Origin of the sequence: Chitinophaga sancti, from assembly GCF_034424315.1 — a bacterium.
Taxonomy (GTDB): Bacteria; Bacteroidota; Bacteroidia; order Chitinophagales; family Chitinophagaceae; genus Chitinophaga; species Chitinophaga sancti.
The window spans coordinates 622,425-639,655 of record NZ_CP139972.1; the positions used below are offsets into that span (position 1 = coordinate 622,425).

The 17,231-nt window shown below is 46.2% G+C and carries 15 protein-coding genes; 1 reads left to right on the forward strand and 14 read right to left on the reverse strand.

Going from position 1 to position 17,231, the window contains the following annotated elements:
- On the forward strand, positions 1–3,732 hold the full coding sequence (gene cobN / locus U0033_RS02235; protein WP_072358164.1) for a cobaltochelatase subunit CobN: 3,732 nt from the start codon (positions 1–3) through the stop codon (positions 3,730–3,732).
- Between the two features lie 55 nt (positions 3,733–3,787).
- Here the strand turns inward: cobN and U0033_RS02240 are convergent, their stop codons facing one another.
- The 14 genes from U0033_RS02240 to cobI form a co-directional block, all read right to left on the reverse strand.
- Positions 3,788–4,366, reverse strand: coding sequence for a cob(I)yrinic acid a,c-diamide adenosyltransferase (locus tag U0033_RS02240; protein WP_072358161.1), 579 nt, complete (start codon positions 4,364–4,366; stop codon positions 3,788–3,790).
- Complete coding sequence (locus tag U0033_RS02245) at positions 4,363–4,878, reverse strand: histidine phosphatase family protein (RefSeq protein WP_072358158.1); 516 nt, start codon at positions 4,876–4,878, stop codon at positions 4,363–4,365. The genes U0033_RS02240 and U0033_RS02245 overlap by 4 nt, the downstream gene beginning before the upstream one ends.
- Positions 4,860–5,630 (reverse strand): adenosylcobinamide-GDP ribazoletransferase, encoded by a 771-nt coding sequence (locus tag U0033_RS02250; RefSeq protein WP_083571391.1) that lies wholly within the window; start codon positions 5,628–5,630, stop codon positions 4,860–4,862. Before U0033_RS02250 ends, U0033_RS02245 begins: the two co-directional genes overlap by 19 nt.
- Before the next feature lie 224 nt (positions 5,631–5,854).
- The gene (cobT, locus tag U0033_RS02255; RefSeq protein WP_072358155.1) at positions 5,855–6,895 is read right to left on the reverse strand and encodes a nicotinate-nucleotide--dimethylbenzimidazole phosphoribosyltransferase; all 1,041 of its coding nucleotides are present in this window, start codon (positions 6,893–6,895) and stop codon (positions 5,855–5,857) included.
- 378 nt (positions 6,896–7,273) lie between these two features.
- Positions 7,274–7,777: a bifunctional adenosylcobinamide kinase/adenosylcobinamide-phosphate guanylyltransferase gene (locus U0033_RS02260; RefSeq protein ID WP_072358152.1), complete on the reverse strand. Its 504-nt coding sequence runs from the start codon at positions 7,775–7,777 to the stop codon at positions 7,274–7,276.
- Positions 7,778–7,806: 29 nt separating this feature from the next.
- Positions 7,807–8,400 carry a vWA domain-containing protein gene (locus U0033_RS02265; protein WP_143150643.1) on the reverse strand — a complete coding sequence of 198 codons (594 nt, stop codon included), beginning with the start codon at positions 8,398–8,400 and terminating at the stop codon, positions 7,807–7,809.
- 122 nt (positions 8,401–8,522) lie between these two features.
- A complete protein-coding gene (locus U0033_RS02270) occupies positions 8,523–9,452 on the reverse strand; it encodes an ATP-binding protein (RefSeq protein WP_072358146.1) in 930 nt (309 codons plus the stop codon).
- On the reverse strand, positions 9,449–10,144 hold the full coding sequence (locus U0033_RS02275; RefSeq protein WP_072358143.1) for a hypothetical protein: 696 nt from the start codon (positions 10,142–10,144) through the stop codon (positions 9,449–9,451). The genes U0033_RS02270 and U0033_RS02275 overlap by 4 nt, the downstream gene beginning before the upstream one ends.
- Complete coding sequence (locus U0033_RS02280; protein WP_083571390.1) at positions 10,141–11,190, reverse strand: cobalt-precorrin-5B (C(1))-methyltransferase; 1,050 nt, start codon at positions 11,188–11,190, stop codon at positions 10,141–10,143. Before U0033_RS02280 ends, U0033_RS02275 begins: the two co-directional genes overlap by 4 nt.
- Positions 11,181–11,918, reverse strand: coding sequence for a precorrin-6A/cobalt-precorrin-6A reductase (locus U0033_RS02285; protein WP_083571389.1), 738 nt, complete (start codon positions 11,916–11,918; stop codon positions 11,181–11,183). The genes U0033_RS02280 and U0033_RS02285 overlap by 10 nt, the downstream gene beginning before the upstream one ends.
- 85 nt (positions 11,919–12,003) lie before the next feature.
- Positions 12,004–13,896, reverse strand: coding sequence for a precorrin-4 C(11)-methyltransferase (gene cobM / locus U0033_RS02290; protein ID WP_072358140.1), 1,893 nt, complete (start codon positions 13,894–13,896; stop codon positions 12,004–12,006).
- A complete protein-coding gene (locus tag U0033_RS02295) occupies positions 13,893–15,086 on the reverse strand; it encodes a bifunctional cobalt-precorrin-7 (C(5))-methyltransferase/cobalt-precorrin-6B (C(15))-methyltransferase (RefSeq protein ID WP_072358137.1) in 1,194 nt (397 codons plus the stop codon). The genes cobM and U0033_RS02295 overlap by 4 nt, the downstream gene beginning before the upstream one ends.
- Before the next feature lie 40 nt (positions 15,087–15,126).
- A complete protein-coding gene (gene cobJ, locus U0033_RS02300; RefSeq protein ID WP_072358134.1) occupies positions 15,127–16,476 on the reverse strand; it encodes a precorrin-3B C(17)-methyltransferase in 1,350 nt (449 codons plus the stop codon).
- A gap of 42 nt (positions 16,477–16,518) precedes the next feature.
- Complete coding sequence (gene cobI, locus U0033_RS02305) at positions 16,519–17,226, reverse strand: precorrin-2 C(20)-methyltransferase (protein ID WP_072358131.1); 708 nt, start codon at positions 17,224–17,226, stop codon at positions 16,519–16,521.
- Positions 17,227–17,231 lie beyond the last annotated feature (5 nt).

The window sequence follows — 17,231 nt, forward strand, 5'->3', positions numbered from 1 at the left end:
ATGCACCTGATCCCAACAATCCCCGGTGGGTGGAATCCCAACGGGGATGGGGTCTTCCACATACAGCAATCTACAGGAGACATCGTATTCCTCTCTGCTGCCGATACGGAGATCCATTCACTGAACAATGCTTACCGGGAACTGCACCAGACCCACTCACAGCTCCCATCCCTGCGAATTGCCAACCTGGTATACCTAAAGCAGGAACTCACCATCGATAAGTATGTAGAGGAAGTGATTAGCCTTGCTAAGCTGGTGATTTGCCGCCTTTTGGGTGGCAGGAATTACTATCCTTATTTATTCGAATCCATCAGCATTGCCTGTGAACAGAATAATATTCCCGTACTCTTCCTGCCAGGTTACGATGCCCCGGATGTAGAATTGCTGAACAGCTCTACCGTTGAAGTTACCATTGCTGATACCTTATGGAAGTACTGCTGTGCCGGCGGAATGCACAACCTGAAAAACGGCTTGGCTTATTTATTTCACCACCTGTTTAAATTAAGCATACCTTATGCTGCCCCTCAGAAAATTGCTGATCTTTTCTTATTCCATCCGGCACAGGGGGTGATCCCCGCGGATAATTATACAGCAGATGTAGCTATTCTTGTGTACCAGACACATTACCTGGCTGATAATCTCGCGCCGGTATATTACCTCGTAACGGCACTGGAGGCAAAAGGTTTGCAGCCTGTTATTGCCTTTGTCAGCAACCTCCGCGATCAGCATAGCCTGCAGGAGCTGGAGTCTCTATTGAAAGGAAAAATAAAGGTGCTCATTAACACCACCAGCTTTTCTGTCAAGTCGATAGACAAGGAAGAAAGTTTCCTTTTTGATCATCTCGATGTACCCGTAATACAAGCCATCTTTGCTGCATGTACCAAAGAAGTCTGGGAGCAAAATCTCTTTGGTCTTACACCCGTAGATGTGGCAATGAATATTGCATTGCCGGAGATAGACGGCCGGATTATTACAACGGCAGTTTCTTTCAAATCTGCGATAGGAAAGGATGCGCTCACTGATTCAGATATACTGCAATATAGTACTCACGAAGAAGGATGTGATTTTGTCGTAAACTTTGCCCATAACTGGATCCGGCTAAAACAGAAAGAACAGGAACAAAAACGTATTGCTCTCATCATGCCGAACTATCCCAATAAGGATAGCCGTCTGGCAAATGGGGTAGGGCTGGATACGCCGGCTAGTATTGTGGAGATCTTACAGGCCCTGAAAACAGCCGGCTATAATACCGGGGATTACATTCCCGCTACAAGTGATGAAGTAATCAATCTTATTACCCATTACGTTACTAACGATCCCGATACAACGCTTTACCGTCCTTACCAGATAAGCATAGAGAAAGCGCAGTTTGACCAATATTTCGACCATCTCTCTCCTGAGTTGCGAAACAAGGTGCTCAGTCAATGGGGCCCTTCACCCTCGCAGGAAGAGGATTTAATTATCCCTGGTTGCCTGTTAGGTAACATCTTTGTGAGCATTCAGCCTGCACGTGGCTACAACCAGGATGAAAAAGCCATTTATCACTCTCCTGATCTGGCTCCTACGTATCGTTACCTGGCATATTATTGTTGGGTGAATGAAGTCTTCAAAGCAGACGCGATCATTCATTGTGGCAAGCATGGGAACCTGGAATGGTTGCCAGGTAAAAGTGTGGCCCTGAGTAAGGAGAGTTGTTTTCCTGCTGCATTGTTAAGCCCTGTGCCACATTTCTATCCTTTCATTGTAAATGATCCGGGAGAAGGTACGCAGGCCAAGCGCCGTACACATGCCATCATCATCGACCACCTGATTCCGCCTATGACAAGGGCCGAGAATTATGGCACGCTTACCAAACTGGAACACCTGATCGATGAATATTATGAGGCGTCCAGTGTGGATCCGAAGCGTACAGCGGTGATCCGTGCACAGATAACAGCACTCGTAAAGGAGGCTAACCTGGAAACTGATTTGCAGGCCGCAGTATCTGATATGGATACTTTACTCTTAAAACTGGATGGCTATCTCTGTGAATTGAAAGAAGCACAGATCCGTGATGGCCTGCACATCCTGGGCCGGGCGCCTGAACATGAGCAGCTCATTGATTTGTTGATAGCCCTGCATCGGGTACCCGTGGCTGGGCAAAAAGGAATTACGCAGGTAGCGGCAGAAGAGCTCGGGCTGGGCTTTGATCCATTGGCAGGGGATTACGAAACTGCTTTCACACATGAAAACCCACTATTTATTAAATGCCGGAATAGGGGAGATGTCGTTGAAGTCCTGGAATTGCTTATAAAAGATAGGTTGACAGCACTTGCCATTCCAGCAGGAAATGCTAAACAGGATACGCTTTCAAATAACCTAAACATCACTGCAGATCTACCTTCTACAACCGCTTATTGCCAGCATATACTCACACACACATTACCAAAAATCCTGGGCACTTCAGCAGAAATTACGAACCTGCTCCATGGCTTAGATGCAGGTTACGTGCCCAGTGGTAGCTCCGGTGCACCTACCCGCGGCAGAATGGATGTACTCCCTACCGGCAGAAATTTCTATTCTGTCGATGTCCGCGCGATTCCCACACAAGCTGCTTACAGCCTGGGGTTAAAAAGCGCAAACCTCATCATTGACCGTTACATGCAGGAGCACGGTGATTATCCTGAGTCTATAGGCTTATCCGTTTGGGGAACCAGTACTATGCGTACAGGTGGTGATGATATTGCACAGGCATTAGCGCTCATGGGGGTGCAACCCGTGTGGCAGGCAGCGAATAGGAGAGTGTCTGATTTTGAAATTATTCCTCTGATTCAATTACGCCGCCCACGCATCGATGTCATGCTCCGCATCTCCGGTTTCTTCCGAGATGCATTTCCGGATGTGATCTCTTTGCTGAATGCGGTGGTGGAGAAGGTTGCATTGTTAGACGAATCGCCTGAGCAAAACCCTATCCGTAAACGTTATCTCGCAGAAAAACAGGAATGGATCAATAAGGGCCTGGATGAAACCAGGGCACATAAAAGATCACTGTTCCGTGTATTCGGTTCCAAGCCGGGTGCTTATGGCGCCGGTCTGCAGGCAGTGATAGATGAAAAGAACTGGCAGACCAGGGAAGACCTGGCTAAGATTTACATCAACTGGAGCGGCTATGCTTATGGGGCAGATCGTACCGGTGAATCTGCACATGAAGTATTTGAGAAGCGCCTGGCCGACCTGCAGATTGTGATGCATAACCAGGATAACAGGGAGCATGATATACTCGACTCGGATGACTACTACCAGTTCCAGGGTGGACTGGCCAATGCCGTTGAAAATATAAAAGGAGCACAGCCTGCAATTTATTTTGGAGATCATGCACGGCCTGAGACACCGCGTATCAAGAGCCTGAAAGAGGAATTGCTAAAAGTATATCGTTCCCGGGTGGTGAACCCTAAATGGATAGCAGGGGTGAAGCGCCATGGGTATAAGGGAGCGTTTGAAATGGCGGCGACAATGGATTATCTTTTTGCCTATGATGCGACTACTAATATGATAGATGATTTCATGTATGAAGGGATTAGCCAGGAGTACCTGTTCAATGAAGAGAACCGTCAGTTCATCGAACAGGTGAACCCATGGGCGTTAAAGGATATGACAGAACGTATGCTGGAAGCTATTCAGCGGGGAATGTGGCAGGCGCCTAAACCCGAAACACTGGAAAAGCTGCAAAGTATGTTTGTTGATATGGAGTAGGTCATTCAGAATGTTTCAATTGATTAGGACATTCCAAAAGTTTCGATGGCGTAGCTCATTCCGGCTGTTTCTTCCTCTTGTAAAGAAACAGCTGCCATTTCTCTTCAGCAACACCCGCCTTATCCATTTCCGCCCTTGCAAGAATGAAGAACAGATCAGAAAGCCTGTTTACATAAGCAGGAATATAATCTTCGACCGTATCCACCTTCATCAGGGATACCAGTCTTCTTTCACCCCTTCTCAATTGCGTTCTTACCACATGGCACAGCGCAGAAATTTCATTCCCGCCCGGCAGTAAGAAGTAATCAGATTTAGCGGTCATTGCAGCTTCCAGTTCGTCGATCCATTCTTCACAAAAGGCCGCGCCATCTTCCGGTTTTGGATTCGGGTTTTCTTTCTTGCAGTCAGACGGACGTGCCAGGTGAGACATCATATCCATCATGTCTTTCTGGATTTTATGTAAGCGCGCTTGCCATTCATGTTCCGGCCCTAATTTCGCTCTTAACAGTCCGATGGTAGAATTTACCTCATCCAGTGTACCGTAACTTTCCACCCGTACATCGTCTTTATCTACACGGCTTCCGCCGAATAGCGCGGTGGTACCACGGTCTCCTTTTTTTGTATAGATCTTCATAATAAGTTGAATGTATAAATTCCTCCGTAATTGATTTTCTCTGCCATGATCTCATTCAGTGCCTTACCCTCCAATAAATGCCTGGCTGCACGGATCACTCCTGCGTGTGTAACAATCACTACCTTCTCAGAGACAACGAGGTCTTTTAAAAAGGCATCCAGCCTATTTACCAAATCCTGCAATGATTCACCTGCCGGCGGCCCTGAGCTGATATAATGCGCTCCCCAATGATCCATCAGTGCCCTGTCAATCTCCTCCCATTTCATCCCTTCCCACTCTCCAAAGTTCAATTCCTTCAATCGTTCATCTGCTACATATGCCGCTGATAAATGGCTTGCTAATAACAGACAACGCTGCAAAGGACTGGTATATACTTTATCAACCTGTCCTAAACTGGCAAAGATCTCATCGTGGATCGCTGAATACCCCGCAGCCAATGGTACATCCAATTGCCCGTAACAAGTACCTGGCGCAATCTCCGGCTTTGCATGTCTTACAAAGTATAATTCCATATCGCCAGTAAACACAGGTAAAAAATCAGTTCGTTCAATTGTTGCGTAGCACCCAGACAATCTCCTGTATACCCATCTATCCATTTCTGAAAATACCATCCTAAATATAAAGTCATGGTTGCACAAGGTATCACACTGATCCACGCAGCTTCTACGCCCAATATAGCCAATGGTATAAAGCCGGTGCTCATAGCAAATACCAGTGCGCCAATGCTAACGGGCGAAATCACAGCCCCGATCTTACTGCTCCCATCCAATCGCGCATATTCTAAAAAACGCATCAGGAACAATGGCGTTACTCTGCTAATAGTATGTCCGCATACGTAAATCAGGAAAAACTGATCAGGTAGCAAGATCCCCAGTTTCGCGAGCACAAAGATTTTTAATCCCATGCTACACACCAGCGCCATCACACCATAAGCTCCTGTTCGGGGATCCTTCATAATCTCCAGGATCTTCTCTTTCGTCCAGCCACCGCCAAAGCCATCTGCTACATCAGCCAGTCCATCTTCATGAAAGCCACCTGTCATCAGCAAAGTGGCTACAATCGAAAGTACAGTGGCCACGTATGGATCTTTGAATAACAGATGCCCAAGGTAATATACAGTGGCACCCGTAGCGCCCACCAGTATCCCTATCATTGGCAGGTACCTGGCCGCACTTTGTAAACCTACATTGATATGATGACCAGCCGGAAGGCGGGTGAAAAACATCAATGCAGCCCTGAAGTATAGGATCTCCCTTTTAATCATGATTGTTCTTATTTAAAACATCTGCTGAAGTAAAGTGGGCTATCGCATGCAGTCATGCTATTGCCAGACTTTACCACAGCGGATGTAAATCTCTTGTTAGACAAATTGGCAATAGCAAAGCCGGCCATCTCATGCAGTCATGCTAATACCTGGCTTTTATGCAGATCAAAATAGTTCCTAGCAGACTACTTCATCCATGAACGCATGCTATTACCACGCTCTGCTTAGTCTTTATTAGACACGCCCGCTGAAGCAAAACTAGCCATTTCATTTAGGAAAGCTACCGCTGACTGTACCAAAGGATAAGCTACAGCAGCACCTGTACCTTCTCCCAGGCGCATCCCCAGTTGCAATAACGGATCTGCTTTTAAATACGTTAATAATTGTTGATGCCCCTGCTCATTGGACTGATGTGCAAATACACAATAATCTAAGATAGCAGGATGCAATGCCGCTGCTACCAGCAGGGCAGCTGTTGTTATAAACCCATCTACAAGCACAATCATCTTCAGCTCTGCCGCCTTCAGCATAGCCCCACAAATCATAGCCACCTCGAAGCCACCAAAGGTCCTTAATATTTCCAAAGGAGATTTATCAGCAGGCGTTTGAGTACGCAGTGCCTCGCTTAAGATGGCTTTCTTTTTTTCCAGTCCTTTATCATCAAGCCCCGTACCTCTGCCAATGCATTGCTCCAATGGCAGCTCACACAAAAGGCTCATCAGCATAGCAGCGGATGAAGTATTACCAATACCCATCTCACCAAAACCAATCACATTACAGCCATCTTTATGCAACTGCGCTACCAGGGTTGCAGCACGGCTGATAGCGGTATCACATTCTTCCACGCTCATTGCAGGCGTGTGCAGATAGCTTTGCGTACCTGGCGCCACTTTCAGATCAATTAAATCCGGGTGAGGCGCAAAGGTATAATTCACACCTGCATCAACTACCTTGATTGCAATCTGGTGCTGACGGGCAAATACATTGATGCCGGCGCCGCCCTGCAGAAAGTTGAAGACCATTTGCCAGGTCACTTCCTGTGGGTAGGGGCTTACGCCCTCCTTTGCAATACCATGGTCGCCTGCGAACACCACAATGGTAGGTTGAGCCAATACAGGCGAAAGAGTGTTCTGGATCTTACCAATCTGCAATGCCAGTTTTTCCAGTTTGCCAAGTGCTCCTAATGGTTTTGTTTTTAAGTTGATCTTTTCGGTCAAGGAAGCTTCCAGGCCGCTGTTCAGTGGTGTGATGTTAAATCCGGTCATGTCTGTTTAATTGTTTATTGGCGCCAGGGGAATTCCGGAGGCTACCAATCAGCTTTATTGTTATGGGTGAGTAGTGAAATATCAAGCGCACTCAATCTGTTTAGATTTATTGTAATTGAGATGCCGGGTTAGCAGGCAACGATTCAATCATTCGAATAGAAATCCCCAAAGGAATCCCATTCATTCGAATGTCGAATCTGAAAGGACATTTCAATTATCTGAATAGCATCCGAAGAAAGAATTCCATTCATTCTAATGTCGATTCTAGAAGAGCATTTCAATTATCTGAATAGAATCCCCAAAAAGAATCCCATTCATTCGAATGTCGAACCTGAAAAAGAATCTCCAATCATCTGAATGACAGCCTTCCAATCCATCCTATTTTATCGTAACCGGCAGCCCCGAAACCAACAACGTCGCCTTATCCGCCTTCTGCGCAATATATTGATTCATCCAACCCTGCAAATCCACGAACTTCCTCCCAATCTCTGTATCCGCATGCACCCCCATCCCAATCTCATTAGAGATAATAATAAGATTAAAATCCTGCGCTGCAAATAGATCAAATTCCGCTTTCGCCTCTCTAAGCGCAAGTTCTACATTATAATGCGCATCAGAAAAGAAATTAGTCAGCCATAAAGTGACACAGTCAAACACCACCGTTCTGTTCTCCAATGACAGCCTGCTCACTTCCTTCTCTTCTTCTATATTCTCCCACTGTTCATCCCGCTCTTCCTTATGCAGCGCAATCCTTGCCTGGTGCTCTGCATCCCATATACGACTGGTAGCAAGGTACACCGGGTTGGCTGACAGTTGCGAGGCTGCCTGCATGGCAAATTTTGTTTTGCCGGATCTTTGTCCGCCTGAGATGTAGTGGATCATAGTTTATCAGTTTCGTGATGTGACTAATGTTATAAATTTAATAGCGTAGCACCCATTACCCTCGCCAGTTCTGCCGCTCTACCCAGTTTCACAAAACCACTTTCAATATTCACCACTGTCGTAGCACCCAACTCTCGCAGATGTTGCTTAAAATAAATACCTGCTTCCTGCAAACTACCCCCGACATTGATCTTCCCATCCGTAAAGATGTAAAGTTGCACATGCTTCGTTGGCTGCAGCTGTTCAATCAGCTGCAAGCCTGCTTTCAGATTGGTTTTTCCTCCTGATGATAGCAGGCCAATACTTTGAATAAAACGGTCAGAGTCTGTCGTATAATGTGATACCAGCTGCGCGGCACCCTGGCTAAGCGCCACTGCCCCATAACGCAGCCGCTTATGCCGATGCTGTGTAATAGTTTGAGCAATGACACCTTTGATATAAGCAATCTGCCTGTCTTTGATCATACTACCACTGCTGTCTATTAAAAATAACAAAGACAGGCTGCTTTTAAAAGCTTTTCGCTGGTATTTAATTTCACTATGGCCACTAATGAGGTAATTCCTCACCGTAGCAAGCAGATCCCGCGTCTTGTAATCATTGCCAATGACAGGTGTTGTTTGCACCTGTACAGGTAAACCTTTTTTACGACCTTTAGCACTGTCATTTTTTAACGCTAACTTCTTTTCGGAACTCGCTGCCTGCAGAAAGTAATTATTTAAATCCTTCGAACCTTTTTGTTCATCCTTTAATTCGTTCTCCCCTTTTTCGGCTCATCCTCCTTCCCGCCGTCACCCGAGGGCCGGCTCTCCCGCGAAGACCTTTGCGAAGCCGCTCCCTGCCTGGAACGATGTGAAAGTACAAATCCCTGCACCGTATCCACATCAGCCGCCGTCACCTTTTTCTGTCCATGATAGGCTGCATAGGCCCTCGCTGCCTTCATCAGCAGGATATCCGCCCGCATACCCTCTACCTGGTGTTGGATACATAATTCAGCCACCACTTCATATATCTCAGGAAGAAGTTTCACCGAAGGCAACAGCGTCTGTGCCGCTATGATCTTTGCTGCCAGTAATTCTTCCTCACTCTTAAAACGTTTTACAAACCCCGCCGCATCCGTATCAAAAGCCACCCTGCGCTCCACTATCTCCATCCGCAAAGCCTTGTCTGTTGGTGTACTGATATGCACACTCAATCCAAACCTGTCCAGGAGCTGCGGACGCAGGTTCCCTTCCTCCGGATTCATCGTACCTACCAGGCAAAAACGGCTCTCCATCCATTGAGAAACAGTATCCCTCTCCAGGTAATAACCTCCCGTTGCCGCCGCGTCCAGTAATACATCCATCAGATAATCACTCAGCAGGTTCACCTCATCAATATACAGGATCCCCTGGTGCGCCGCTGCCAGCAAACCCGCTTGTATCTCCAGCCGCTTTTCATTCAGCAGCACATCCAGTTTCACGGTACCCAATACACGATCTTCTGTAGCACCGATCGGTAAGTTTACAAATGGAATATCCTGCAGGAGCTGACTAAGCCCCCTCACCGTGGTTGTCTTACCAGTTCCTTTATCACCCAGGGCCAGTACTCCTCCCAGGCCGGGATCAATCATACACAATGTCAGCGCCAGTTTAAAATCTTCCTGTCCGCAGATAGCAGTAAACGGATACCTGATCATACAAAACAATTATAGATCCATACACAGCCTACTCCAATTGAGAATAGGCCAACGATCGCATTCATAGACTTGAACGCCACCTGGTTTCTTTCAATAAAACGGGATACAGAAAATGCCAGTACACAACTATACGTGGTCATGGCAATCACAATCCCCAGGCTTTGCAGTACGATGATCCACATAGCCGTACCCGCATCCTTTGACGCCAGTATCAGGGCGATGGCACAGGCACCACCAGTACCTGCAAGGCCATGTAACATGCCTACCCAAAAACTACGGCTCAGGGGATTCATCGCGATTTCCTGCCCCTGTTTGCCATGTATATGCAAGGCCTTGTCTAGGTGATCATGTTCTGCAAATTCCTTGTGCGTAGCCATCAGTTTTTTTAGCTGATGATTCCTGCGGATAGCAGAAACACCTAACCAAATCATCACAGGACCTACCGCCATTTCTGCATAGCCTGATATATTAACCGGCAGGGCGGATTTCAGGAGTAAGGCAAAAAAGCTGAACAAGATCAAAGAAACAGAGTGCCCTAATGCCCATTGGGATGACCGCCAGATGAGCTTACGCAGACTTAGTTTATTGTTCGCCTTTTCTGATGCTAATACCGATACGGCCGCCATATGGTCCGGTTCAAAAGAATGTTGTACGCCCAGTAAAATAGAATCAGTTAATAAAAATCCAATCATATTATATTATCATTCGCATCAATCAATAATATTTCCAGTTCTACCGCCGGGATAATCGCCTTACACACAGCATAGCACCGTTCCCTTAATTCCTTATAAAATGGCTCCTCTGCATAGAATGGAAACAACTCCGTCAGCCTGCGTGCCAGGTTCAGATCGAGTATTGGCTCACATTCTGCTGCCGTATATCCGCAACTGGTAGCCAGGTCGTATATAAACTGCTTATCCCAGCTTGACTTCCCGCTATGTGTATCCAGCTCTCCCTGTGCCAGCTTACATGCCTTCCCTAGCATTATTCCCATTTTCACTTTCCGCAGGGGAGTAGTTGTGATCTTATCCAGGGTCTCCCCAATCCAATTGCCATATTGAATAAAAGCATACTCCGGTAAATACGCAAACCGCTTCCGTAATATGTTTTCAGACCTGCCGCCGGAATTGATCACAACAGTATCGCAGCCATTCGCAATAGATACATCAATCCCCTGCGTAATACTGGCTATATAGGCAGCAGCACTAAAAGGCTTCACAATTCCTGTCGTACCTAATATAGAAATACCACCGATAATCCCAATCCGTGCATTCAGCGTCTTTCGCGCAATCTCCTCACCTTTCACCACGAACACCTGTACATCTACTCCCTGGCGCAGCTGGTATTGATGCCGGATAAAATTCACCGCATCCCGCATCATCTTCCTCGGCACCGGGTTGATGGCCGGCTCGCCAACGCCAATCGCTAATCCCGGTAAGGTCACCACACCCACTCCTTCACCTCTTAAAAAAACAACCTCATCGCCCCTGTTTAATGAAACAGTACTTCCTATTGTAGCACCGTGCGTAGCATCCGGATCATCACCCCCGTCTTTGATCGTTGTACAGGTAGCATTCAGGGTATTGAAAGAACAATTCACTTTAAATAATACCTTTTGACCCAGGGGTAATGTAATCTCTATCTCTTCAACCGGGGTTTGTGTCAACAGTGCTGTCAGTGCAGCCTTTGTACAGGCTGTCGCGCAGGCACCAGTGGTATATCCTGTTCTCAGTGACATACCAGGTATGCTTTTAAATGATCTAATAGGTCATGCTCATTTACGGAAATAAATCCTTCCGGCAGGGCTGGCCTGGCAATAATGAAAATAGGAATACCCGCCTGCAATGCTTCGTGGATCTTCACTGATAATAAACCCGATTCACCACTTTCCTTCGTCAATATACCTGTGATGCCATGCGAAGCGATTAAAGCTGCTTCGTTGCCCGGCAGTGCCATAATCAGGTCTTCACGGCTACACCCTGCTGCCAGCGCCTGTTCCAGGGAACTCTCCCTGGGTAATATTCTAAAAAGCGTTGTATGCGCCCGCCAATATTTTTCTATTTGACTGATTGTCTGTACACCTGTCAATGCCAATAACTTTTTAACCGGATGTACGCACAGGTAATTCAAGGCAGCATCATAACTATCGAAATAATGTACCAATGGATGCTCCGTTCGTGCCGGGTATTCTCTTTCAAAACGCAATACCGGCAATCCTGCATCCGCTATTGTCTGGTGTAATACACTTGCAAACGGATGACTGGCATGTACAATTACACTGATATTTTTTGCTGCACAAAACTCTTTCAACGCAGGGGGCGTCAATGCACCATGTCTGTAAGTACCACATACCTGCATCGGTATCTCAACTTCCGTTTTGGTGGAATAACAATAGGGGAGACCTGCCTGTTCCAGCAGTGCCATTGCTTTTCTTCCTTCTGTTGTACCACCAAATACAAGAATCATTTGTAAGAATTTAGATATAGATGTCCGGAATATTTATTCGCCTTTTTGCATAAAGAATTATTCTAAAAACCAGTTAACCCCTTCACTAAATCTTCACCGCCTTCCCTGTTCTAAACGTATGCTTCCACTCCGGACTATACAAATGCGACCTGTTCTTTCTCGCACCAATCGCGTCGCCCACTATGACCAGGGTCGTAAGTGTCAGTTTATTATCCCTGATTATCTGCGCCAGGTCTTTCAGTTGCCCGGTATACACGGCCTCATCTTTCCAGGTTACTCTATATAATACCGCTACCGGTGTCTCAGGTGCATAATGTTCCAGTAACTGTGCCTGTACTGATTTAGCAATCGTCGCACTCAGGAAGATACACATCGTTGCTTTATGCCTGGCCATCTCATTCAGTTTTTCATTTTCCGGCAAGGGTGTCTTCCCTGCACCGCGTGTAAGAATAATACTCTGCACCACCTCCGGGATCGTAAACTCCGATTTCAGGTAAGCCGCTGCCGCCTGAAACGAGGAGATGCCCGGTACAATAGCGTATTCCATTCCCTTCTCGTCAAAGATGGTCATCTGCTCCTGTATCGCTCCGTAAATAGAAGGATCACCGGATTGCAATCTTACGATCAAATGCCCTTTCGCATAATGTGCTTCCATCAAAGCGATCTGATCTTCCAGTGTCATACTCGCAGAATTCCGTACCACGGCACCGGCTTTCGCATAATGTGTCAGCTCTTCGGGTACCAGGCTGCCTGCATATAAGATCAGGTCCGCTGTTTCCAGTAACTGCTTCCCTTTGATGCTGATTAATGCGGCATCTCCGGGTCCTGCACCTACGATTACCACCTCTCCTTTACGTGCTGCACTTTTATCAATCGCAATAGCCAATGTATGTTTCTTGCCGGAGCTGACAGTGATCTTTTGTTTCTCCAGCAGTAAACCTGTATTGCCCGAAAGTAACATCGCAGATGCCTCTGATACACTGTGCACGCCTAATTTAGATAGCACCACCTCAGATGCATTCGGTACTGTTTGTGTATTTAACTCATCAGCAGTAAAAGTTACAAATGGAACACCCAGTGTCGCCGCCAGTGCAATGAAAGCAGTTTCATCGGCTTTAATATCAATAGAGCCGATCACTTTTAAAGCAGCAACTGCTAATCCTTTTGACTGGAACTGTTCCCTGAATGATTGTTCCAGCAACTCAGGTTCAATATCTCTTGAGCAACCCATCCCAATATTCAGTACAGGTGCGTGGTAATGTAGTACCGGGATGGGTGCCTCATAATTCTTATAAGTAATCGCAATCAGCAATTCATACTTTGATAGATCAATCTCCTCAAAGGCATAATAAATATCTGCAAAAGCAGGTTTCGTTCTTTCCAGGTATTGTGTGCCCTTATCTTTAAGATCTAATAATACAGCCGTTGGCCGCTTATTGACAAATAAGGAGATCAGCTGGTTAAACACTTTAGCTGGAGTTGGTGAATGATGGTCACCAGGCGCAATGCCACTGGTAGAATCTTTTTGCCCTGACTTAACAAAAACCTTCCAGTTGAATTCCGCTGCTAATGTATCCAGTGCCCATAGTTGCTGCAGATCGCTACTGGTGGTAATCACGGCCTGTCCTGCTGTAGCCCTGGCAAGTTTCGCAGCCAGCGCATTCGCCCCGCCTTCATGACCGGATACTACTGCCTGTACAAAATGGCCCTGGTCATCCATATTAATCACCGCCGGGTCTGTATGCTTATCCTCTAAATGAGGCGCAATGCTCCTCACACAAATACCCAATGCCCCAATAAATACAAGGTTGTCAAACTTGCGGTAATTGTCCTGCAAAAAAACGGCAATAGCAGGAATCCTTGTTACCTGCTCATGTATGCGCGTACTCACCACTACAGCATGAGGGAATTCCTTCATGATGCGCAAACCTAATTCCACGCCGCTGTCTGTACTCGCTATGATCGCTGTTTTATTCATGTCTGTATTTTTTCTGCCGTCAGGACAGTAATCGGATTATGTTCGTCTATTGTAATGTTTATAGCTGTATGCAGTTGATAGCCCAATGCGGTCACTGCTTCCACAAATTGAGTGTTGCTTTCCTGTTTCACAGCATTCATGACCAGCCGGCCACCAGGTTTCAAATAGTGATGAATACCGGCAATCAATTCATCTAACCTGTTCCCATGTCCTCCAATAAAGATGGCGTCGGCTGGGGGATAGGCTGATAGATCCTGCTCAAATATGTCACCTATCACTTTAATAATTCCCGGCACACCTAAATTAAACGCATTCCTGTCCATCAATGCGTCACAGGCTATTCTCTTCTCAAACGCCACTACCTGCAAACCGGGAAAATTATTCTTTGCCTCTATCGCCACCGATCCTGTACAAAAACCTATATCCCAGAATACCTGCCGCTGAAACAGATCCAGCTGGCTCAGACTTAACAGGCGTATAGGCATCTTAGTGATCATGTTGGGTCTGTTTTCCAAACCCTCGAATAAGGCATCCGGGATGCCCATCCATTTCTTCCGGGGCGTATTTTCAATGAGCAATACGCAATTCAATGCGTGAAATAAAGTATCTGAAGCAGCTGGTAATGAGAACGTATTGATTTTTTCTTCCACGCCTTCCAGCGCTTCACCCACGATCATCGTATAGTTGTCATAACCATATGCTAATAGTCGTGAGGCAATGGCCGCTGGTGTTTTGACACCATCTGTGAGCACGCCTATCAGCTTTTCTCTTTTTAATAATGCAGTGTCCAGTTCATCCCAGCCACGTCCATGCACAGAGGTATTATACAATGCCGCATAAGCGATATTGCAACGTTGACACAACAATTGCAAACTATTAAAATAAGGATAGACACGCATCTCCGCTTCAGGGTGATACCTCCGTATGCTATTGGCAAATCCATAGAACAGCGGATCGCCGGAAGCAAAGATCACTACTTCACCATCCAGTTCTTTGTATTGCTGGATCAGTCCGGGAATGTCTCCTGTAATATCGATCCATTCATACGCTGCAGGCAGGTATTGGTGCATGCGCTGATGATGTCGTTTGCCACCGGAGAAATATTGATGTTGTGATAATAAGGATAGCACCTCATCTGCTAAGACGAAGTGTGCATGATCTGAAATCCCTATGACCACATATTTATTCATTCTTAAGTGTTGTATTTTTTATTGGTGATTATGCAATTGCTTACTCATAAGTAAATGCTGCATTTACAATACTTGCCGCCACATTACTTCCTCCCTTACGCCCCTTAATAATCACATAGGGCACCTGCTTCATTGCCTGCAATTTCAACTTAGATTCCACCACATTCACAAATCCCACAGGTGCACCAATAATCCCTGCCGGTTTAAAATCTTCATTTCCTAACTGATCACATAATTCAAACAAAGCAGTTGGTGCATTCCCTACCACAAACAGGGCCTCCGGATGTTGTGCTATTGCCAGCCGCATACCTGCCTGGCTTCTTGTCAGGCCTTCCTTTTCCGCCAGTTCCGGTACACCTTCCGCATTCAGGTAACAATGCACCTGCGACCTGTATTTCTCTAAGAAGGATTTTGTAATTCCCGATTGCACCATCGTTACATCCGTTACAATCGTTCCGCCGTTTTGCAGGTACCTTTTCCAGCGGGTAATTGCATTATCATTGGAATGATATAAATCCTCATATTCAAAATCAGCAGTAGTATGTATGCATCTCATCACTGCCCACTTATCTGCCGGACTTAAATCCGTTCGCTGCAGCTGTGCGGCTATCTGCCTGAAGCTTTCATCCTGGATCTCCTGACCACTCTGTGGTTTTCTATCCAGGTAGCCACGGGGCGTTACTAAAAAGTTTTTGAACTGGTAAGTCTGCGAGTTCCCTACCATCACCAGCGAGAACATGTCTACAGCAGCCACAGGCAGTTCTTTCAGGGTAGTAAGCAGGATGCTTTCTTCCGGGCGCGTCACCTGCCTGATGATTGCAACCGGTGTATCAGGAGAGCGGTGTGCTAAGAAGATCTCTTTGAATCGCTCCAGTTGCCAGAACCGTTTCTTACTTCTTGGATTATATAAAGACGTGACAAAGTCACCAAAAGCTGCCGCTTTAATACGCTGTTCAATCGTGGTCCATGGGGTCATTAAGTCAGAAAGAGAGATGCAGCAGAAATCATGGCCTAATGGTGCACCCAGTTTCCCTGCAGATGCAATGAATGCACTAATGCCGGGAATGGTTTGTAAGTCAATCTCCTTTTCAGGATGCCTGCTTGCATACTGATATACCAGCGATGCCATAGCATAAATACCCGCATCACCTGAACTGATCACGACCACATGCTTGCCGGGCGCACAGCTGTCTACAGCAAGTGCCGCACGGGCTTCCTCTTCTGTCAGGTCTTTGCCAATACATGCACAGCCTGTTTTTAGCAAATGGCTGATGAACTGGAAATAATAGCTATATCCAATTACAATATCCGCATCAGCCAGCACCTGTTGTGCAATTGGCAATATATAGTCAGCGCCGCCGGGTCCAATGCCCACTACACTTAATCTCATAGTCTTATTAAAATATTCAGCGAAACAGAACCTGTGTTACACTCACAACTTCTTCAATATTATTAAGGAAAAATAAGGCAGCTCCCGCTCTTTAATCACCTGTATGTCCGTGGTAATAAACTGATCCGGTGTACCCAGGCGTTCGCAGTACATCATGCGCAAAGCTTTGTTGTGCATCAGTGGCAATAGTGTCTTAATCACACTGCGTATTTTGATCAGTACCACCGTATCAAAAGTATCGAGTAAATGCTCCAGTTGGTTTGCGTGCTCCATCCTTGGCAAAATTGCAATCTTCTCATTCAGCACGCCTAATGGGAACTGATGCGCGGCTGCGCCATTCAAAAATGAAGGCACCCCTGCTATCACTTCTACCTCCAGTTTATACTGTTGTATATGTTCCATCAGGTAGGCGAAGGTGCTGTAAAAAGAAATATCTCCCTCACTCACAAAAGCCACCTGTAACCCCATTTGGTAGTCCTCCCACATCTGCAGGAAGGTATTGGCGTAGGTACCAGCTACCTCACTTCTGTCAGTGCTCATCTTCAGGAACATGCCCCTGAATTTACTTTCATCCAGCTGATGATATTGCAGGATGTTCAGGGAATAACTGATGGTTGTGCCATCTTCCAGTAATGAGCCTGGATAGTAAATTCTATCTACCTGTTGCAATACCTGCAAGCCCTTTAGGGTAATCAGTAAAGGATCGCCCGGGCCAAGAGATACGCCGTATATTTTACCCTGTTTTACCATAACTC